At 48.1% G+C, this 16053-nt stretch carries 13 protein-coding genes and 2 tRNA genes; 6 read left to right on the top strand and 9 right to left on the bottom strand.

Annotated features, from left to right (window positions below):
* Window positions 1–10: 10 nt before the first annotated feature.
* The 9 genes from MED92_RS11645 to MED92_RS11685 all read right to left on the bottom strand — a co-directional run bounded on the left by MED92_RS11645 (window position 11) and on the right by MED92_RS11685 (window position 8957).
* Window positions 11–1111 carry an amino acid ABC transporter permease gene (locus MED92_RS11645; protein ID WP_007021746.1) on the bottom strand — a complete coding sequence of 367 codons (1101 nt, stop codon included), beginning with the start codon at window positions 1109–1111 and terminating at the stop codon, window positions 11–13.
* Window positions 1112–1126: 15 nt separating this feature from the next.
* Window positions 1127–2308 carry an amino acid ABC transporter permease gene (locus tag MED92_RS11650; protein ID WP_007021747.1) on the bottom strand — a complete coding sequence of 394 codons (1182 nt, stop codon included), beginning with the start codon at window positions 2306–2308 and terminating at the stop codon, window positions 1127–1129.
* Window positions 2309–2384: 76 nt separating this feature from the next.
* Complete coding sequence (locus tag MED92_RS11655; RefSeq protein ID WP_007022830.1) at window positions 2385–3398, bottom strand: amino acid ABC transporter substrate-binding protein; 1014 nt, start codon at window positions 3396–3398, stop codon at window positions 2385–2387.
* Window positions 3399–4207: 809 nt separating this feature from the next.
* Window positions 4208–4283 (bottom strand) — tRNA-Phe (locus MED92_RS11660).
* 58 nt (window positions 4284–4341) lie between these two features.
* Window positions 4342–4417: transfer RNA gene (locus MED92_RS11665), tRNA-Phe, on the bottom strand.
* Window positions 4418–4482: 65 nt separating this feature from the next.
* Window positions 4483–4755 (bottom strand): oxidative damage protection protein, encoded by a 273-nt coding sequence (locus MED92_RS11670; RefSeq protein WP_007021749.1) that lies wholly within the window; start codon window positions 4753–4755, stop codon window positions 4483–4485.
* Window positions 4756–4776: 21 nt separating this feature from the next.
* Window positions 4777–5826, bottom strand: a complete 1050-nt coding sequence (gene mutY, locus MED92_RS11675) for an A/G-specific adenine glycosylase (protein WP_007021750.1) — start codon at window positions 5824–5826, stop codon at window positions 4777–4779.
* The gene (locus MED92_RS11680) at window positions 5826–7961 is read right to left on the bottom strand and encodes an AsmA family protein (RefSeq protein WP_007021751.1); all 2136 of its coding nucleotides are present in this window, start codon (window positions 7959–7961) and stop codon (window positions 5826–5828) included. Before MED92_RS11680 ends, mutY begins: the two co-directional genes overlap by 1 nt.
* A 90-nt stretch (window positions 7962–8051) precedes the next feature.
* On the bottom strand, window positions 8052–8957 hold the full coding sequence (locus tag MED92_RS11685) for a GGDEF domain-containing protein (RefSeq protein ID WP_007021752.1): 906 nt from the start codon (window positions 8955–8957) through the stop codon (window positions 8052–8054).
* A 144-nt stretch (window positions 8958–9101) separates the two neighbouring features.
* On the opposite strand from MED92_RS11685, the gene hisB reads away from it, so the two are divergent.
* From hisB to MED92_RS11715, 6 genes are all read left to right on the top strand, one after another.
* Window positions 9102–9695 (top strand): imidazoleglycerol-phosphate dehydratase HisB, encoded by a 594-nt coding sequence (gene hisB / locus MED92_RS11690; protein WP_007021754.1) that lies wholly within the window; start codon window positions 9102–9104, stop codon window positions 9693–9695.
* A gap of 3 nt (window positions 9696–9698) precedes the next feature.
* Window positions 9699–10343: an imidazole glycerol phosphate synthase subunit HisH gene (hisH, locus tag MED92_RS11695; RefSeq protein ID WP_007021755.1), complete on the top strand. Its 645-nt coding sequence runs from the start codon at window positions 9699–9701 to the stop codon at window positions 10341–10343.
* The gene (gene hisF / locus MED92_RS11700; protein WP_007021756.1) at window positions 10343–11116 is read left to right on the top strand and encodes an imidazole glycerol phosphate synthase subunit HisF; all 774 of its coding nucleotides are present in this window, start codon (window positions 10343–10345) and stop codon (window positions 11114–11116) included. Before hisH ends, hisF begins: the two co-directional genes overlap by 1 nt.
* A 158-nt stretch (window positions 11117–11274) precedes the next feature.
* Window positions 11275–11466, top strand: coding sequence for a hypothetical protein (locus MED92_RS11705; RefSeq protein WP_007021757.1), 192 nt, complete (start codon window positions 11275–11277; stop codon window positions 11464–11466).
* Between the two features lie 9 nt (window positions 11467–11475).
* Window positions 11476–14841 (top strand): PAS domain S-box protein, encoded by a 3366-nt coding sequence (locus MED92_RS18605; RefSeq protein ID WP_007021758.1) that lies wholly within the window; start codon window positions 11476–11478, stop codon window positions 14839–14841.
* Between the two features lie 208 nt (window positions 14842–15049).
* On the top strand, window positions 15050–16051 hold the full coding sequence (locus MED92_RS11715) for an efflux RND transporter periplasmic adaptor subunit (protein WP_007021759.1): 1002 nt from the start codon (window positions 15050–15052) through the stop codon (window positions 16049–16051).
* Window positions 16052–16053: the final 2 nt, after the last annotated feature.

Raw genomic sequence — 16053 nt, forward strand, 5'->3', positions numbered from 1 at the left:
GGAGTTCCTCTTAATTCTTATGGCTGGTATCGAGTTTGCGCTCAATCGACGCACTGATGCGTGACATGCTGTAACAGCAGATCCAGAAAACGATAGCTACAAACAGGTAGCCTTCAGTGGAGTGGCCGCCCAGCCAGTTCGAGTTTGTCAGGGCTGTCTGAGTGGTGCTCAGCACTTCGAAAATACCGATGATGAGCAAGAACGTGGTGTTCTTAAACAGCATGACAAAGGTGGCCAGAATGTTGGGCATCGATACTTTGATCACCTGTGGCAGGATAATCAAAAGCGTTTTCTGCCAATAGCTCAGACCCAGTGAGTCCGCCGCTTCGTACTGCCCGGTCGGAACCGCCTGGAAACCACCACGGAATACTTCCGCCATGTAGCCCGCCATAAACAGTGTCAGTACGATCCACACACGTACCAGCTTGTCGACGTTGGTGCCTTCTGGGAAGAACAGTGGCAGCATCACCGAACCCATAAAGAACAGGGCCAGTACCGGTACGCCACGGAAAAACTCGATCAGAAGAATACTGACGCTTTTAATAAACGGCATCTCTGAACGACGTCCCAGGGCCCAGACAAAACTCAGCGGGAACGCCACGATGATACTGGCGGCTGCCAGTAGTACGTTTAACGCAAAACCGCCCCAGTAGTCTGTAGAGACATACTCCAGACCGATCCAGCTTCCATCCAGAATCAGAATGCAGACGAATGGCAGCAGAAGAAACGCCGGAATAGAGAACTTATTACGCCAGTCCTTGTTGAGCAGTTGTGAAGACGCGATCACACCAATCAGCATCAGGACGCACAGGTTGATACGCCATAGCTCTTCGGTCGGGTAACTCCCATAGAAGAACTGCTTCGACCAGGCAATCACGAACACCCAGCACGCGCCGTCTTTGGTGCAGGCATCCTGAGTGGTGCCCGACCAGTTCGCAGAGATCAGCAGCCAGTCCACCAGAGGCGGAACCACCGTTGCCAGCAACGCAAGAATCAGCAGCGTTGCGATGGTGTTCATTGCCGAAGAGAAAAAGTTATCTTTTACCCAGTGAATCGGACCAACGGTATCGTTTGGCGCCGGCTGATCGGGTAAGGGTTTAAATTCTTTCATATCAGTCAGCTCCCCTTATCGTTCCGTCAACGCAACACTGCTGTTGAGTCGGTTCATCAGGAATGAGATCGTCATGTTAACCACGAAGTATACGGCCATGGTCATAAAGACGATTTCGATCGCCTGACCGGTCTGGTTCAGGGTAGTGCCCACGAACACGGTAAACAGGTCGGGGTAACCGATCGCTGTGGCCAGCGTCGAGTTTTTAACAAGGCTTTGATACTCACTGTTCAGCAGTGGCACGATGACACGCATCGCCTGAGGCACAATGATCAGTTTCATGATCTTGCCCTCTTTCAGGCCAATACTACGCGCGGCTTCTGTCTGACCATGAGGAACGGCTTGAATACCTGCTCGCACGGCTTCCGCAATAAACGCACCGGTGTAAACGGTCAGGGCTAAGGCCAGTGCCATCAGCTCAGGTATCACGGTAACACCGCCACGGAAGTTAAAGCCTTTCAGATAAGGAATATCCCAGGCAAATGGGAAGCCCATCACAATCAATGCCAGCAGGGGAAGACCAAATAGCATACCCAGGCTTACCCAGAGTACAGGGAATTGTTGCCCGGTATCGTCCTGGCGTTTCTTCGCCCAGCGTTTCAGCACAAAGATGCCAATGATCGCCGCGGCAATCGCAGCATAAACAACCGATGCGCCGCCTTCAGGGGTTAGCCCCGGGAAGTACAGGCCACGCACGTTAAGGAAGATGACCTCACCCAGACTCATACTCTGGCGTGCACTTGGCAACGCAGCCAAGACCGCAAAGTACCAGAAGAAAATCTGCAGTAATAGAGGAATATTACGGAAGGTTTCAACGTAAGCGGTTGCCAGTTTACGGATCAGCAGGTTATGGGAGAAGTGTGCAACCCCCATGATAAATCCGACGATTGTCGAAAGAATGATGCCGATAATTGAAACCAACACGGTATTGAGCAAGCCTACGATAAAGGTGCGGCCATAAGTATTGGTCGCATCGTAGGGAATGAGTGACATCAGGATGTCAAAACCTGCCGTGTTAAACAGGAAGTCATAACCACTTTGAATGCCTCGAGCTTCCATATTCGCCAGCGTATTGCTGATGATGCTATAGAAGAAGTAGCCAAGCCCAAACAACAGGAGTAGCTGATAGATAATCGAGCGATTTCTAGGGTTATTGAAGAAAGAGGGCGAGGATTTCACCTGCGGCTTTTCAGACATAATTAAGCACTTATCTTCAGAAGGTTATAAGTAAAAATAGCAGAGGGACATGAAATGTCCCTCTGTTTTGTCCTTCTTAACGTACTGGAGAAGAGTACATGATGCCGCCCTTGTTCCACTGGGCGTTAAGACCGCGGGAAATTTTCAGAGGAGAACCCTGGCCCACGTTACGTTCAAAGCTTTCGCCGTAGTTACCTACCTGCTTAACGATGTTGTAAGCCCAGTCGTTGCTGATACCCATTTTTTCACCGGAATCAGTATCAACGCCCATCAGACGCTGCTGGCCTGGGTTACCCTGTGATTTAGCCTGATCAGCATTGGCGCTGTTGATGCCCATGAACTCAGCTTCAACCATCGCGTAAACAGACCACTTAACAATGTTAAACCACTGATCATCGCCCTGACGTACTACAGGACCTAGAGGCTCTTTAGAGATAACTTCCGGCAGTACCATGGCAGAAGATGGATCTTTCAGACCGATACGCAGTGCGTACAGCTGAGACTGGTCAGACGTCAGTACGTCACAACGACCGCTTTCGAAGCCGGCACGGGTCTGGTCAGACGTATCAAACGTGATTGCGTTATAAGTGATGCCATTGGCACGGAAGTAATCCGCCAAGTTCAGCTCAGTCGTTGTACCTGCCTGGATACATACGGCTGCGCCGTCCAGATCCAGAGCGCTGCTTACGCCCAGATCTTTAGAGACCATGAAGCCCTGACCGTCGTAATAGTTAACACCTGCGAAGTTCAGACCCAGCGAGGTATCACGGGTATGTGTCCAAGTGGTGTTACGAGACAGAATGTCGATTTCACCTGACTGTAGGGCAGTGAAACGTTCTTTAGCTGTAAGCGGTTTATATTGCACTTTGCTCGCATCGCCCAGAACAGCGGCGGCTACTGAGCGACAAACATCTACGTCCAGTCCGCTCCAGGTACCGTTCTCATCTTTCTGAGAAAAACCTGCCAGGCCAGTACTCACACCACAAGAGACACTGCCTCTTTTCTGTACATCCTCAAGGGTGCCTGCTTGCGCACCGAAAGAAAGGCCAAGTGCCAGACCTGTTGCGATCACTGAGGTAAGTCGTTTCATTGCTTGAATCTCCGTCAAACAGCTATTCAACAAAGTTTTGAATAGCTGCATTTTATTTTTGTTTGATAACAGATATTGCTTATGTATTGGTGTTTAGCATCACAAATAAGTGGCTGGGATATTTGGCTCACCTGAGAGAACGGTCAACGTCATAAGTACACGATTACCTGGAGTTTGCTTCTTTTGTATCTACGCACAAATTGAAAACATCCAAACGATAAAAGTGGATAAGTGAAAGTTCTCTGGGGCAGAAGTAAAGAGCGTTAAGACCACACAGAAGTGTTGCCTTAATTGTTAGACCCATGACTCAGAAAACTTAGCTTCCAGCTGCATCATTGCTTACTTTTAGATTTCAGCAGAGGGGGGTAATCAAAGGAATTTGGCTAGGTGGTGATGGTTGGTGTTTTCTGGTGTCAAAGTAGCATCAAATAGAATCACTTGCTGTTTTTGAAGGTGATTTCATTAACTCATGTTTTGGGTAGTTAATAAGTGAAGCTTTTAATAGAGCAAGTATCCAGGTGCTAGCTACTAGCATCTACAATCTAGACGGGTGAGCGAAGCGAATAATCTAACCGGTTCGATGACGCCCAAAAGGAATCACTCACGGTAACTCTAACTACAAAGCGGGAAATATAATCTAGGAAGTGGTGCCCAGAGGCGGATCAATGCCGAAGGCATTCACACGTTGACGCGAAGCGGCAATAGCCCGAAGGGTGAGCGAAGCGAATAATCTAACTAGGTTCGATGACGCCCAAAAGGAATCACTCTCGGAATCTCTAACTACAAAGCGGGAAATATAATCTAGGAAGTGGTGCCCAGAGGCGGAATCGAACCACCGACACGGGGATTTTCAATCCCCTGCTCTACCGACTGAGCTATCTGGGCGTACTGAGTTTTGGAGACAAAAAAAGCTTGTTCAAAGTGCAACAAGCCTTCTTAGAAGTGGTGCCCAGAGGCGGAATCGAACCACCGACACGGGGATTTTCAATCCCCTGCTCTACCGACTGAGCTATCTGGGCAAAACTCAAGTGGCGCGTATTAAACCGTCTTCGGTTAACACTGTCAACCACTTGTTACAAAAAAACTATTTTGAAGGAGGGACGTAACCTTCAGCCTTTTCGTAATCGCCACCATCCATGAATTTTTCCATCTCAGATTGGAGGAATTCACGGGTGGATGGGTCCATCATGCTGAGGTGTTTCTCGTTGATAATCATCGTCTGATGATCAGTCCACTCTTTCCAGGCTTTTTTAGAAATCGTGTCGTAGATTTCCTGACCTTTTGCACCTGGATATGGAGGGCGGTCCAAGCCTTCCAGCTCTTCTTTATACTTGCGGCAAAGTACCGTATGGCTCATGGTTCTTGTTGCTCCAAACTGTTATGAATTGGCCATCATTTCAAGCAGCTTCTTCACAGGTGCTGCCAGGCCAACGTTTTCTGGTTGCTCTATGTTATACCAGAGCAGCGGTTTTCCTTCCATGACAGAGTCTGTAGGGGTATTCACCCTTGCTCTTACTGGGGTTATATCCAGATGAAAGTGGCTAAAGGTGTGGCGCATGGGTTCCAGCGGTTGCATGCTTTCTTCACGCAGCTCGAACCCGGTTTCATTCAAAGTGTCGCGAAGGTCGGCTACCTGAGGAAAACTCCATAGCCCGCCCCAAAGTCCTGTTGGCGGTCGCTGGTAAAGAAGGACTTCATTCGAATCATCCTGTTGCAACAACAGCATATAGGTTTGTTTTACCGGAATAGATTTTTTCGGTTTAGGTTCGGGCAGTTGATCGGTTTTACCCAGTCTTAGTGCGTCACAACCCTGCTGAAGCGGGCAGAGCAAGCAACTCGGTTTACTTCGGGTGCACAGGGTGGCACCCAGATCCATCATTGCCTGGGTATAGTCCCCCACACGTTGTTGCGGGGTATTTTGTTCGGCATAGGACCATAGTTTTTTTTGATTAGCGGTCGTTCCTGGCCACCCTTCCAGTGCATAAAACCGAGCCAGCACTCGCTTCACATTGCCATCGAGGATAGGGGCCCATTTACCTGTGCTGATTGATAAGACGGCACCGGCTGTGGAGCGACCGATGCCAGGCAGAGCTTCAAGTTCTTCGACCGTTTCCGGGAAGGCGCCTGCATGTTCTCGTGTGACGATCTGCGCCGTTTTGTGCAGATTGCGCGCTCGTGCGTAATAGCCTAGTCCGGTCCAGAGGTGCAGCACCTCGTCCTGCTCGGCTGAGGCGAGAGACTCCACATTAGGAAAACGTTCGATGAAACGTTCATAGTAGGGGATGACCGTGGTGACCTGGGTCTGCTGTAACATAACCTCAGAGATCCAGGTGTTGTATGCGGTTTTGTTTGCCTGCCATGGCAGGTCATGACGGCCGTGCTGGTCAAACCATTCCAGCACGGCACTTGCGAATTGCTTCGATTGCATTAGTTTCCAAACAGGCCTTTTAGTTTTCCGCCTAGTTTATCTTTAATTTTCTCTTCAACTTTGGCTTTGGCTTTGTCTTTGACTTGTTTTTTCAAAGCATCGCCAATAAAGCTGAAATCCGGTTTACACAGTTCGGCAGGTGGTGTGTTGAATCCACCTTTACAGTCAATCGGAATCTCGACACCCTCCAGTTTGTCCGGGAAGGAGCAGGTCTCTTTAAACAGGTTCTTCTCGACCATAAAGCCAAGACGATAATCCAACAGCTGCTTTGGTAGATTTACGCTGCCTTTGCCGCTGAGTACCATCGCGTCCAAAGCTGCTTTCAGGTCCTGATTGTTGACCACGCCATTCTTTATACGCGCTGATGCGCCCATGTTGGCGAAAGGCGTCGAGCGGTCCACTTCCTGAGTGTTTACACCAAGAGAGCTCACATTGTTCATGCCCTGGCACACCGTTTGTGCCATATCGATTCCGTGTAGTTCGCCGTCCTTCATATTGACCTTTGCGGTGCCTGTCATGCTGTTAACGAAGTCATGAACAGAGTTACCACGCAGGGTGATGTTAGAGCTGGAATTGAGCTCGCCGGTTAGCTGATCTACCTCGGCCATCGCTTTCAGCATATCGCCGATCTGTATACCCGAGATATTTTTCTGAGAGGTAATTTTCGGTGTTTTACCTCGAACATCGACCGACACATTGTTACGCACGCTGCCGCTATACAGATCAGCGTCGATTTTGCTCGCTTTGATCAGGCCACCATGAGCGTTGACCTGCAGCACAATATTGCTGACATCCATGTTGGATACGTGGAGTGATTTAAGACCAAGCTTTGTGTCCAGCTCCAATCCACGTAGTGCTTCAACAGGCAAAATTGGATCTTTGGAATATGCGCCTGAAGATGCTTGGGCAGAGGAACCGCCTTGAGCATCCGCATTGCCTTTACTCTCCGATGCAGGAGGCATGTAGCGATCGGCATTCAGCTTATCGCCCTGCAGGTTTAGGGTGATATTACCGCTTTTCAGATCGTATGCTGCGTTACCATTGAAGCTGGTATCATCCAGCTTCAGGCTCAGTGTCTTCGCTGTCACGGTATTGGCGGGACCTGCAAGTTCAGTGTCGAAACTGATTGCTTTCAAAACGCTAGCGTCGGTTGTTTTCACCTCTGCTTGTCCTACAGATACCAAAAGCTTGTTTAGGTCAAAGGCCGGAACGGAAAGCTTACCGCTGATTTCCGGGGAGGCGAAGTTATTCACCGCCAGAGCACCAGTGGCTTTCAGATTTGCCAGGGACAGATTTAGGTTATTCAGGCTCAGCGCTTGTTTAGCCAGGTCAGCTTCTATATCTGCTGCCGTGCTAATGGTCAGTGACTTACCGCCAAGTGGCTTACCGCTCAATGCCAATTCACTGTTCAGGCCTTTGATTTTGTATAACTGGTTCGTTAGGTCGAGGAAAAACTCTGCAGAAAAGTTTGCACCGGCTTTAATCTGTTCTTCACCTTTAACTTTCTGTACCGCATTGAAGCTTAGCTCAGCAGGGAAGAAAGCATTGGTGACAACCTGGCCGGATGTCATGTTGAAATCGCTCAGCGTCGCTTCAGTCTCTGTGGTTTTATCCAGGTAATTAATCAGACCGTTGGTAATCTGGATACTATCGATATTCAGTGCAATCGCAGCGCCAGATTCAGCAGCGGATGCTTGAGTGCTGGAACCCTGATCTTCTGATGATTTCTCGACTTGTTTGGTCGAAACGTCGGCGGCCCAGTTGCTGCTACCATCAGCTTCTTTCACCAGATTCAGTTTCAGGCCGTCAACTACCACGCTTTGCATCTCAACCTGACCAGACAGTAATGCTGGCAGGCGCACCGAGACCTGTGCCTGGTTCAGGCTAGCCAACTGCTGTTTGCCAGGATACTGAACGTCGATTTTGTTCACTTCCAAGCCTAGCCATGGGAAAACTGACCAACCAATATCACCATTGATCTTCAGTTCGACACCGCTATTTTCAAGGGCAGCCTTTTCAATCTCAGGTTTATATTCGTTGGGATCAAATACTGTGCTTAGAATAGCGCCGCCGGCCACAATCAGGACGACAATAAACGCCACTAACCCCAGTACGACTTTCAGCAAACCTTTCATTGTTCTCTCCTTGGCATAGGTCTGAAGGGTTGAGGATAAACAGAATTAATTAAGTTTCAATGGATCAGGCTGAAGGAATGATGAATAATTCTAGAAACACACCTGGTTTTTCCCATTAGCTTTTGCTCTGTAAAGGGCTTCATCCGCTTGTTTGAGCATTAGTTCGCGATCTGTAAATTCAGCATCCAGTTCGCCAACACCGATGCTGGCGGTTATTTTGAGTTTCTCGTCGTTAGTTATCTGAATCTCAAGTTTGCGCAGCTCGTCCAGATAACGTTCACCAATTTTGACCGCATCCTGCTTGTTGGTTTCGGGAAGGATAATCATGAACTCTTCACCACCATAGCGACATACAAAGTCGTGGGCACGGGAGTAGCGATCCAGGCTCTGGGCTGCCTTTTTTAAAACCATATCGCCGGTATCGTGGCCATAGGTATCATTGATCACTTTAAAATTGTCCAGATCCAGTAAAATAGCGGAGATAGGCCGTTTGTGCCTGACCGCGTCTTTACAGAGCTGTTTAAGCTGTTTTCGGCCTTCGCGGCGGTTGTAGATGCCAGTCAGGTCGTCATAAGTGGCCAGTCGCTTGAATTTTTTCTCCAGGGTCTTTTGTTCGGTAATGTCTATAATTGCGCCGATTAAGCCGGCAACTTCTCCGTATTCATTGCAGAAGGTCGCTTTATGGAACTTAACATACAGCATCTGTCCATCTGGTTTTATCACCGGCGCTTCGTAAATCTGGATGCCTGGGTTTGCCAGTAGTTCGGTATCTGACGCAGCAAAAATAGCCGCAGCTCCTTTTTCGAAAAGTTCGAAAACATCCTTGCCTATGATCTGTTTTCTGGATAGGCCGACATACTCTTCATAGGCCTTGTTACAACCAAGATATTTGCAAGCAAGATCCTTGTAGTAGATAGGAAAAGGCAGGGCATCAATCACCAGCAGTAAAGCGCGATGATTACCTTGTAAAAGTTGGTGAAGTTCCACATCTTTCATTCGGTCACTTCATTCAAAGGGTAGATGATAGATAAAAGATAGTTCACCCAGGCATATATTGCCCGATAATTAACCGGCTTAAAGTGCATGCGACCGGTGATGGTTGTATAATCGCCGTTCAGATTAATCGAGGGAGAACCAGCCATGGCGGAGCGTGTTGCCAAGGTAAGTCGAAATACACTTGAGACACAGATCAAGGTGTCCGTAAATATTGATGGTACTGGCCAGTTTAAGGCAGATACCGGTGTACCTTTCTTAGAGCACATGATGGAGCAGATCTCTCGTCATGGTTTGATCGACCTTGATATTCACTGCGTAGGTGATACACACATCGATGACCATCACACTGTAGAAGATATCGGCATTACTCTGGGCCAGGCTTTCAAAGAAGCGGTGGGAGATCGCAAAGGGATTATGCGCTACGGGCATGCCTATTGCCCGCTGGATGAAGCATTGTCTCGTGTTGTTATCGACTTCTCAGGGCGTCCTGGTTTGCATATGGATGTCGAGTTTACCCGTGCCAATATTGGTAAGTTGGATACGCAGTTATTTTGGGAATTTTTCCAGGGCTTCGTGAACCACGCAGGTGTGACGCTTCACATTGATAACATCAAGGGTTTCAATGCGCACCATCAGGCTGAGACTATCTTCAAAGCCTTCGGTCGTGCACTGCGCTTCGCTCTTGAAATCGATGCGCGTGCTGCGGATGTTATGCCTTCCACTAAGGGGTGTTTATAAGCGATGTCGACGGTAGCAGTAATCGACTATGGCATGGGCAACTTACATTCGGTTGCTAAAGCGCTGGAGTTTGTTGAACCGGGTGTAGAAGTGTTAGTTACTTCGGATCCAGCGCTGGTTGCCAGCGCTGACCGCGTTATTTTGCCGGGTGTCGGCGCTATGCGTGATTGTATGGCTGAGATGCTCAAAGCGGGTGTGGATAAAGAAGTTACGGATGCGATCAATTCAGGTAAACCGTTTTTAGGTATCTGTGTTGGTATGCAGGCGTTGCTGAATAGCTCAGAAGAGAACAACGGTGTTGAATGCCTGTCTCACTTCAAAGGCGAGGTTAAATATTTCGGTGATGATCTCGCTGAAGAGGGAGAGCGCCTGAAAGTTCCGCATATGGGCTGGAACGAAGTGGCTCAGATGACCGACCATCCGCTGTGGAAAGATATTGAAGACGGCAGTCGTTTCTATTTTGTTCACAGCTACTACGTGCAGTCCGAAGAACGTGAATTGGTATCCGGCGTTTGTCGATACGGCCTGCAGTTCGATGTGGCGCTGGCGCGTGACAATGTCTTTGCGGTGCAGTTCCACCCGGAGAAAAGCTCTAAAGCGGGTCTGCAGCTTTTGAAAAACTTCCTCAACTGGGACGGTAAAATCTAATGGCTTTGGCAAAACGAATTATTCCTTGCCTGGATGTGGAAAATGGCCGCGTTGTTAAAGGTGTTAAGTTTGTTGATATCCGTGATGCGGGTGACCCGGTTGAAGTAGCGAAACGCTACGATGAGCAGGGTGCTGACGAAATTACGTTCCTGGATATCACTGCAACCCACGAAGGCCGTGACACGATGGTGCATACGGTCGAGCGTATGGCTTCTCAGGTATTTATCCCGCTAACTGTAGGTGGTGGTATCCGTACTTGTGAAGATATACGTACCATGTTGAATGCAGGTGCCGATAAGGTATCGATCAACTCTGCCGCGGTATTCAACCCTGAGTTCGTAAAAGAAGCGGCTGAGCGGTTTGGTTCACAATGTATCGTTGTGGCTATCGACGCGAAGAAGGTCTCTGAAGAGGGCGAAGAGAACCGCTGGGAGATCTTTACGCATGGTGGTCGCAAGCCAACGGGTATCGATGCTGTTGAGTGGGCGAAGAAGATGGTTGAGTTGGGAGCTGGCGAAATTCTTCTGACTTCTATGGACCAGGACGGCGTTAAGAACGGCTACGATCTTGAAGTCACCCGTGCAATCAGCGATGCGGTTAATGTACCGGTGATCGCCTCCGGTGGTGTCGGTAATCTGGATCATCTGGTTGAGGGTTGTATCGAAGGTAAAGCTGATGCGGTACTGGCTGCGTCTATCTTCCACTTCAACGAATATACCGTGCCACAGGCTAAAGAGTATATGCGTGATAAGGGTATTGAAGTTCGTTTGTAACTTTCTTTACCGTTTAAACTATTTAAAAGCCTCGCCTATGCGGGGCTTTTGTTTATCTGCGGTGCATGAGTAGCATCAAAAGTTACACCTTCTTGCTTGGATTACGTCAGGCTTGTCTATACTGAAGCTACATTAATTGATAGCGATTGGGCAGTGCTATGCGTAAATCAAAAGCGCGCCTTATTGATCATCCAGAACTGAAAATAGTCCTTTTCTTTGTGGGTTATGCTCTGCTGTCCTGGCCTATTTTTACTGAAGATGTTTCTAGCATTGGTGAGCTTTATCTATCCTTGTTTCTATTGTGGCTAGTCGCAATAGCGATGCTGTTCTTTAGCCGTGATACCAGGTGAGGCCGTTGCATGTTATCGACATCGACGTTGCTCATTGCGTTGTTTTTATACATTGTGGCTTTGCTGCTGGTTGCGTGGTTAGGCCAGCGAGGCAGTGAAAAAGCCAGAAAACTATCAGATAGCCCCCTTATTTATACGCTCTCACTGGCAGTTTTTTGTACCTCCTGGACCTTCTATGGCAGTGTGGGTAAGGCCGCGACAGGGGGAATGAGTTTTCTGGCCATCTATTTCGGTCCAACGCTGGCAATGCTATTTGCTTGGGTCATGATGCGCCGGCTTATTTTTCTCAAGAATGAACTGCGTATTACTTCCATTGCTGACTTATTAGCGGTGCGGTACTTCCGGTCGCAAAAGATTGCCACGCTGGTGACTGTGATGGTCCTGGTGGGTGCTGCTCCCTATATCAGTATTCAGTTAAAAGCGATCAACACCTCTTTAAGTGTTCTGCAAACCAGCCCGGGGGTAGATATCCCTCAGGGGTTTATCGATAACTTGCCCTTAATGGTGGCGTTAAGCCTAGGACTGTTTACGATTCTTTTTGGGGTAAGAAGGTTAGATCCCACAGAACGTCATCCCGGGATTATTCTCGCCCTGGCTTTTGAGTGTGTACTTAAGTTGGTGGCTTTTATAGCGGTGGGTTTATTTGTCTGTTTTTCGCTTTTTGATTCCCCGGTTGCGATGCTCAAGGTTGCTTCAGAAGTGAGTGTCACTACGACCGAAAATTTGATCAAAACGCCGGATTTCTTTCAGTGGACGACGCTCTTGCTGTTAAGTGCCAGCGCGTTTTTCTTTCTACCCCGCCAGTTTCATGTTGCTGTGGTAGAGAACAGTAGTCCTCAACATTTTAAAACGGCGCAGTGGGGGTTCCCGCTGTACATTTTTCTGATCAATCTGTTTGTGATTCCAATCGCTCTGGCCGGTTTACTGCTTGGGTATCAGCCAGAGCAAGCTGATAGCTTTGTGTTGTTGTTACCGCTGGAGCATGGTGATCCGGGGTTAGCGCTATTTGCCTTTATTGGTGGTGTTTCTGCAGCCATTGGTATGGTGATGATCTGTGCCATTGCCCTGTCTACTATGCTGGTAAACCACCTGCTACTGCCGGTCATTGAACGACTACCTGCTTTGGGTTTACTCAAGCGCTATCTGCTTCAGTTGCGCTGGGTAGCCGTATTTATTGTGGTACTGGGAGGTCACCTATTCAATGCTCTGGTGGGTGGTTCCTATATGTTGGTCAATATAGGTTTGATCTCTTTTGCCGCAGTTGCGCAGTTTGCCCCAGCTACACTGGGTGGTTTGTTCTGGCGAAAAGGGACTTTGAATGGTGCCTTGCTGGGGCTTTCTCTTGGTTTTTGCTTTTGGATCTACTGCCTGGTCGTACCGACCTTTGTGCGAAGTGGTTGGATTGATGCTGGGTTACTCAGTGACGGGTTGCTGGGAATCTCCTGGCTAAGGCCTGAAGCTCTGTTCAATCTGAATGCGCTGGATTGGCTCAGTCATGGGGTTTTCTGGTCATTGGCATTTAACTTTATCGGCTATGTGGTTGGGTCACTTTACTCTCGCCCTGGTGTTGAAGAGAGAAACTATTATTTGCAGTTCATGGATAAAATGGATGCCGATAAAGCGGAAGAGGAGCAGGAATCAGAAGCAGGTTTAGAAGACGATATTCCGTTAGATGGAAAGCGTGAATTGCTTCTCCATCTGCTCTGCCAGTATATGAGTGCCAATCGTGCATCTGAGGTTTTACGTGATGCTGAATTGCACGCAAAAACCTCAGGCAAAGCAAGTTGTAATCTATTTGCGCTCGCTGAACTAGGGCGACAGATAGATCAGCGATTATCCGGAGCATTAGGGGCTTCTGTAGCGGCGAAAGTGTTGGAACGCTCAGAGCTTTTATCTTCCAGTGAGCGAAAGCGGTTGGAAAGCCACTACAGCCGGGTTCTTGCCGACCTTCAGATATCCCCAGTGGAGTTGAAAAGGAAAATCAATTTTTACCGTGAACGGCAAAATATGGTGCTCAAACATAGTGAAGAGCAAGCTAAAACCATAGAGCAGTTACAGCAGGAGATCTCTCTTAGGGAAAAAGCAGAGGTCGAAAAGCAGCAAAGTCAGAATCGCCTTCAGCTGATTATGGAGTTGGCACCAACATCGATCTATCTGATCAGAAGTGATGGTCGTTTCCTTGAAGTGAATAACGAATTTCTTAAGCTCTATGGTGTTAAGAAAGAGCAGGTGATAGGGCATCTGCCGCAGGACTTTATGGCGGCAGATGAAGCCAACAGTCTTATAGAAAAGCAGCATCAGGTACTCAGTGAGCGCAGGCAGTTTTCATTTGTGGAAAACTTTGGTTCAGATCAAAGCAGAACTTATATGTCATATAAGTTTCCGGTTTTGGATGGAGAAGAGTTGGTGGGGTTATGTGGTATTTCTACTGATATCTCTGATCGAATCCGTTTGGAAAATGAACTGAAGGCTTTCAGTCTTGAGTTAGAACAGAAAGTAGAAGAAAGAACGGAAGAACTGCAGAAGTCGAATGCTTCCTTAGCTTGCACTCTGGATGATCTAAAACAAACGCAGCGCCAGCTAGTTGATGCAGAGAAGATGGTTGCCCTGGCTTCATTAGTTACAGGGGTTGCCCATGAAATTAATACCCCATTAGGTAACTGTGTTACCGCCTCTTCATCGATACAACACGACCTGGATAACCTGATCGAAGCAGAGAAGTCTAAGCGTTTAAGTCAGAACCTCTTCCATGATTTTTGTGAAAGTGCTGCCTCACAAATGGGGCTTATCAATGCCAATTTAGAGCGTGCAGTGGCTCTGGTGCACTCTTTCCGTAACCTTTCTGCCCATGAGGGGGACACGGAGATGAAGGAGATCGATCTGTGCAAGTTTATAGCGCAATTTGCAATGGCCTATCGTAGCGATATTGAAATGCGTGGTGCTGACTTTGAGGTCAGTTGCCAGGATAGCTCCCCCTTCAAAGTTAATACCTTCCCCTCTTCGTTAACTAATGCGCTCGAGTACCTTGTGGATAACTCATTGACCCATGCGTTTTTGGATGGGCAGCGTGGCGTTATTTCTATTCAGGTTAACCATACTGATACCGGGGCTGAAATTATCTATGCAGATAATGGTATGGGGTTGGATTCTCAGATGGAGAAACATCTGTTTGAGCCATTCATAACCAGCAAACGGTGTGATGGCCGTTTGGGGTTGGGAGCCCATGTTTTTTATCTGATAGTGACTCAGAAATTGGGTGGGCAAATTACAGTGAATAACAAACCCGGAGAAGGTTTAGCGCTGCATATCTATATCCCTTATGGATTCAATTACAGTAAATCCAAAACGGAACACCCTATTCTTCATGAGCTCTGATTAGCCCTGCTTACCTGCCAGTTTGTCAGCTTTGTAAAAATCTGCGAAATGATTCTGATTCCTATAGCTAATTGAACTAAGGTAGTGCATCATTTTGTAGTGTTTGGTTAAGTTTTCACCATCGTTTTCAGTTGGTCTTTAATATCTTAACTATCTATTCCAAGTTTTTACGTTGAACCTACCTACTTTGGAAATACAGGGAAAGTTAATGAAACGCTTCATCACCCCCATTCTTCTATTGGCGAGTTTAAATACAGCCGCCGCAACTAAAGTGCTTGTTGCTCCTCTGTCTGAGTTGCTTACTGCAGTCAGTCAGAGTGCGCCTGCTCAGGTCATTAATGAGAACCATGTTGTTCTCAGTGCCAGAGTCAATGGTGAGATTGAAGCCGTTTTGGTGCGGGTGGGAGATGAAGTATCAGCAGAGCAGTTGCTGTTGAAAATAGAATGCAGAGATTATGAATTAAAGAAGGCGCAGGCTGAGAGCAGTCTGTCCTCACTCAAGGCTCAGGCTCGTTTAGCGAGGCAGCAATTGTCCCGGGCTGAGCGTCTTTTACAGCAAAAGAATGCTTCGCGAGAGTTGCGCGATCAGCGCCGCGCCGAACTGGATAGCTTGCTTGCCCAACAGAAAGGTGCCGAGGCTCGTCTGCAGGAATCTCAGATAGAGGTAGATCGCTGTTCTGTGAAAGCGCCTTTTGCCGGTGTAGTAACAGAAAAAATTATCAGCCCTGGCGCTTTGGCTTCACCAGGAACGCAACTTATCAAAGTGCTTCAGTTGGGCGCTCAGGAGGTCAGTGCAAGGCTGTCAGCTGAGCAGGTTTCCTCTATACAGCAAGGGCAAGGTCTCCATTATATTTATGCTGGTGATCAATACCCGGTAGCTTTACGTTCAGCCCTGCCCCTTGTCGAGGCTAAATCGCGAACTCAGGAGATTCGTTTTAGCTTTGACAATGAGCCGGCGATGTCGGGTAGTAGTGGCCGAATATACTGGCGAGAGGCACAGGGACGCCTTCCGGTGAAATATGTGGTTTCCAGAGACGGAAAGTTAGGAGTGATGACTCTCGAAGGGGATAAGGCTGTATTTATCCACCTGCCCGAAGCGATAGAAGGTCAGGCAGCACCTACCGGTTTGCTGAATGGCCGACAAATCATTATTGAGGGCCAGCATGCGGTCAGCGATGGGGAAGTCGTCACGGTTGTTGAACAGGAGTAACG

The sequence above is a fragment of the Neptuniibacter caesariensis genome (assembly GCF_000153345.1).
Classification (GTDB): Bacteria; Pseudomonadota; Gammaproteobacteria; order Pseudomonadales; family Balneatricaceae; genus Neptuniibacter; species Neptuniibacter caesariensis.

Excerpts from the sequence above, each read along its gene's own strand:
- MED92_RS11645 (WP_007021746.1), bottom strand. The coding sequence starts at position 1,111 with ATGAAAGAATTTAAACCCTTACCCGATCAGCCGGCGCCAAACGATACC.
- MED92_RS11650 (WP_007021747.1), bottom strand. The coding sequence starts at position 2,308 with ATGTCTGAAAAGCCGCAGGTGAAATCCTCGCCCTCTTTCTTCAATAAC.
- MED92_RS11655 (WP_007022830.1), bottom strand. The coding sequence starts at position 3,398 with ATGAAACGACTTACCTCAGTGATCGCAACAGGTCTGGCACTTGGCCTT.
- MED92_RS11670 (WP_007021749.1), bottom strand. The coding sequence starts at position 4,755 with ATGAGCCATACGGTACTTTGCCGCAAGTATAAAGAAGAGCTGGAAGGC.
- mutY (WP_007021750.1), bottom strand. The coding sequence starts at position 5,826 with ATGCAATCGAAGCAATTCGCAAGTGCCGTGCTGGAATGGTTTGACCAG.
- MED92_RS11680 (WP_007021751.1), bottom strand. The coding sequence starts at position 7,961 with ATGAAAGGTTTGCTGAAAGTCGTACTGGGGTTAGTGGCGTTTATTGTC.
- MED92_RS11685 (WP_007021752.1), bottom strand. The coding sequence starts at position 8,957 with ATGAAAGATGTGGAACTTCACCAACTTTTACAAGGTAATCATCGCGCT.
- hisB (WP_007021754.1), top strand. The coding sequence starts at position 9,102 with ATGGCGGAGCGTGTTGCCAAGGTAAGTCGAAATACACTTGAGACACAG.
- hisH (WP_007021755.1), top strand. The coding sequence starts at position 9,699 with ATGTCGACGGTAGCAGTAATCGACTATGGCATGGGCAACTTACATTCG.
- hisF (WP_007021756.1), top strand. The coding sequence starts at position 10,343 with ATGGCTTTGGCAAAACGAATTATTCCTTGCCTGGATGTGGAAAATGGC.
- MED92_RS11705 (WP_007021757.1), top strand. The coding sequence starts at position 11,275 with ATGCGTAAATCAAAAGCGCGCCTTATTGATCATCCAGAACTGAAAATA.
- MED92_RS18605 (WP_007021758.1), top strand. The coding sequence starts at position 11,476 with ATGTTATCGACATCGACGTTGCTCATTGCGTTGTTTTTATACATTGTG.
- MED92_RS11715 (WP_007021759.1), top strand. The coding sequence starts at position 15,050 with ATGAAACGCTTCATCACCCCCATTCTTCTATTGGCGAGTTTAAATACA.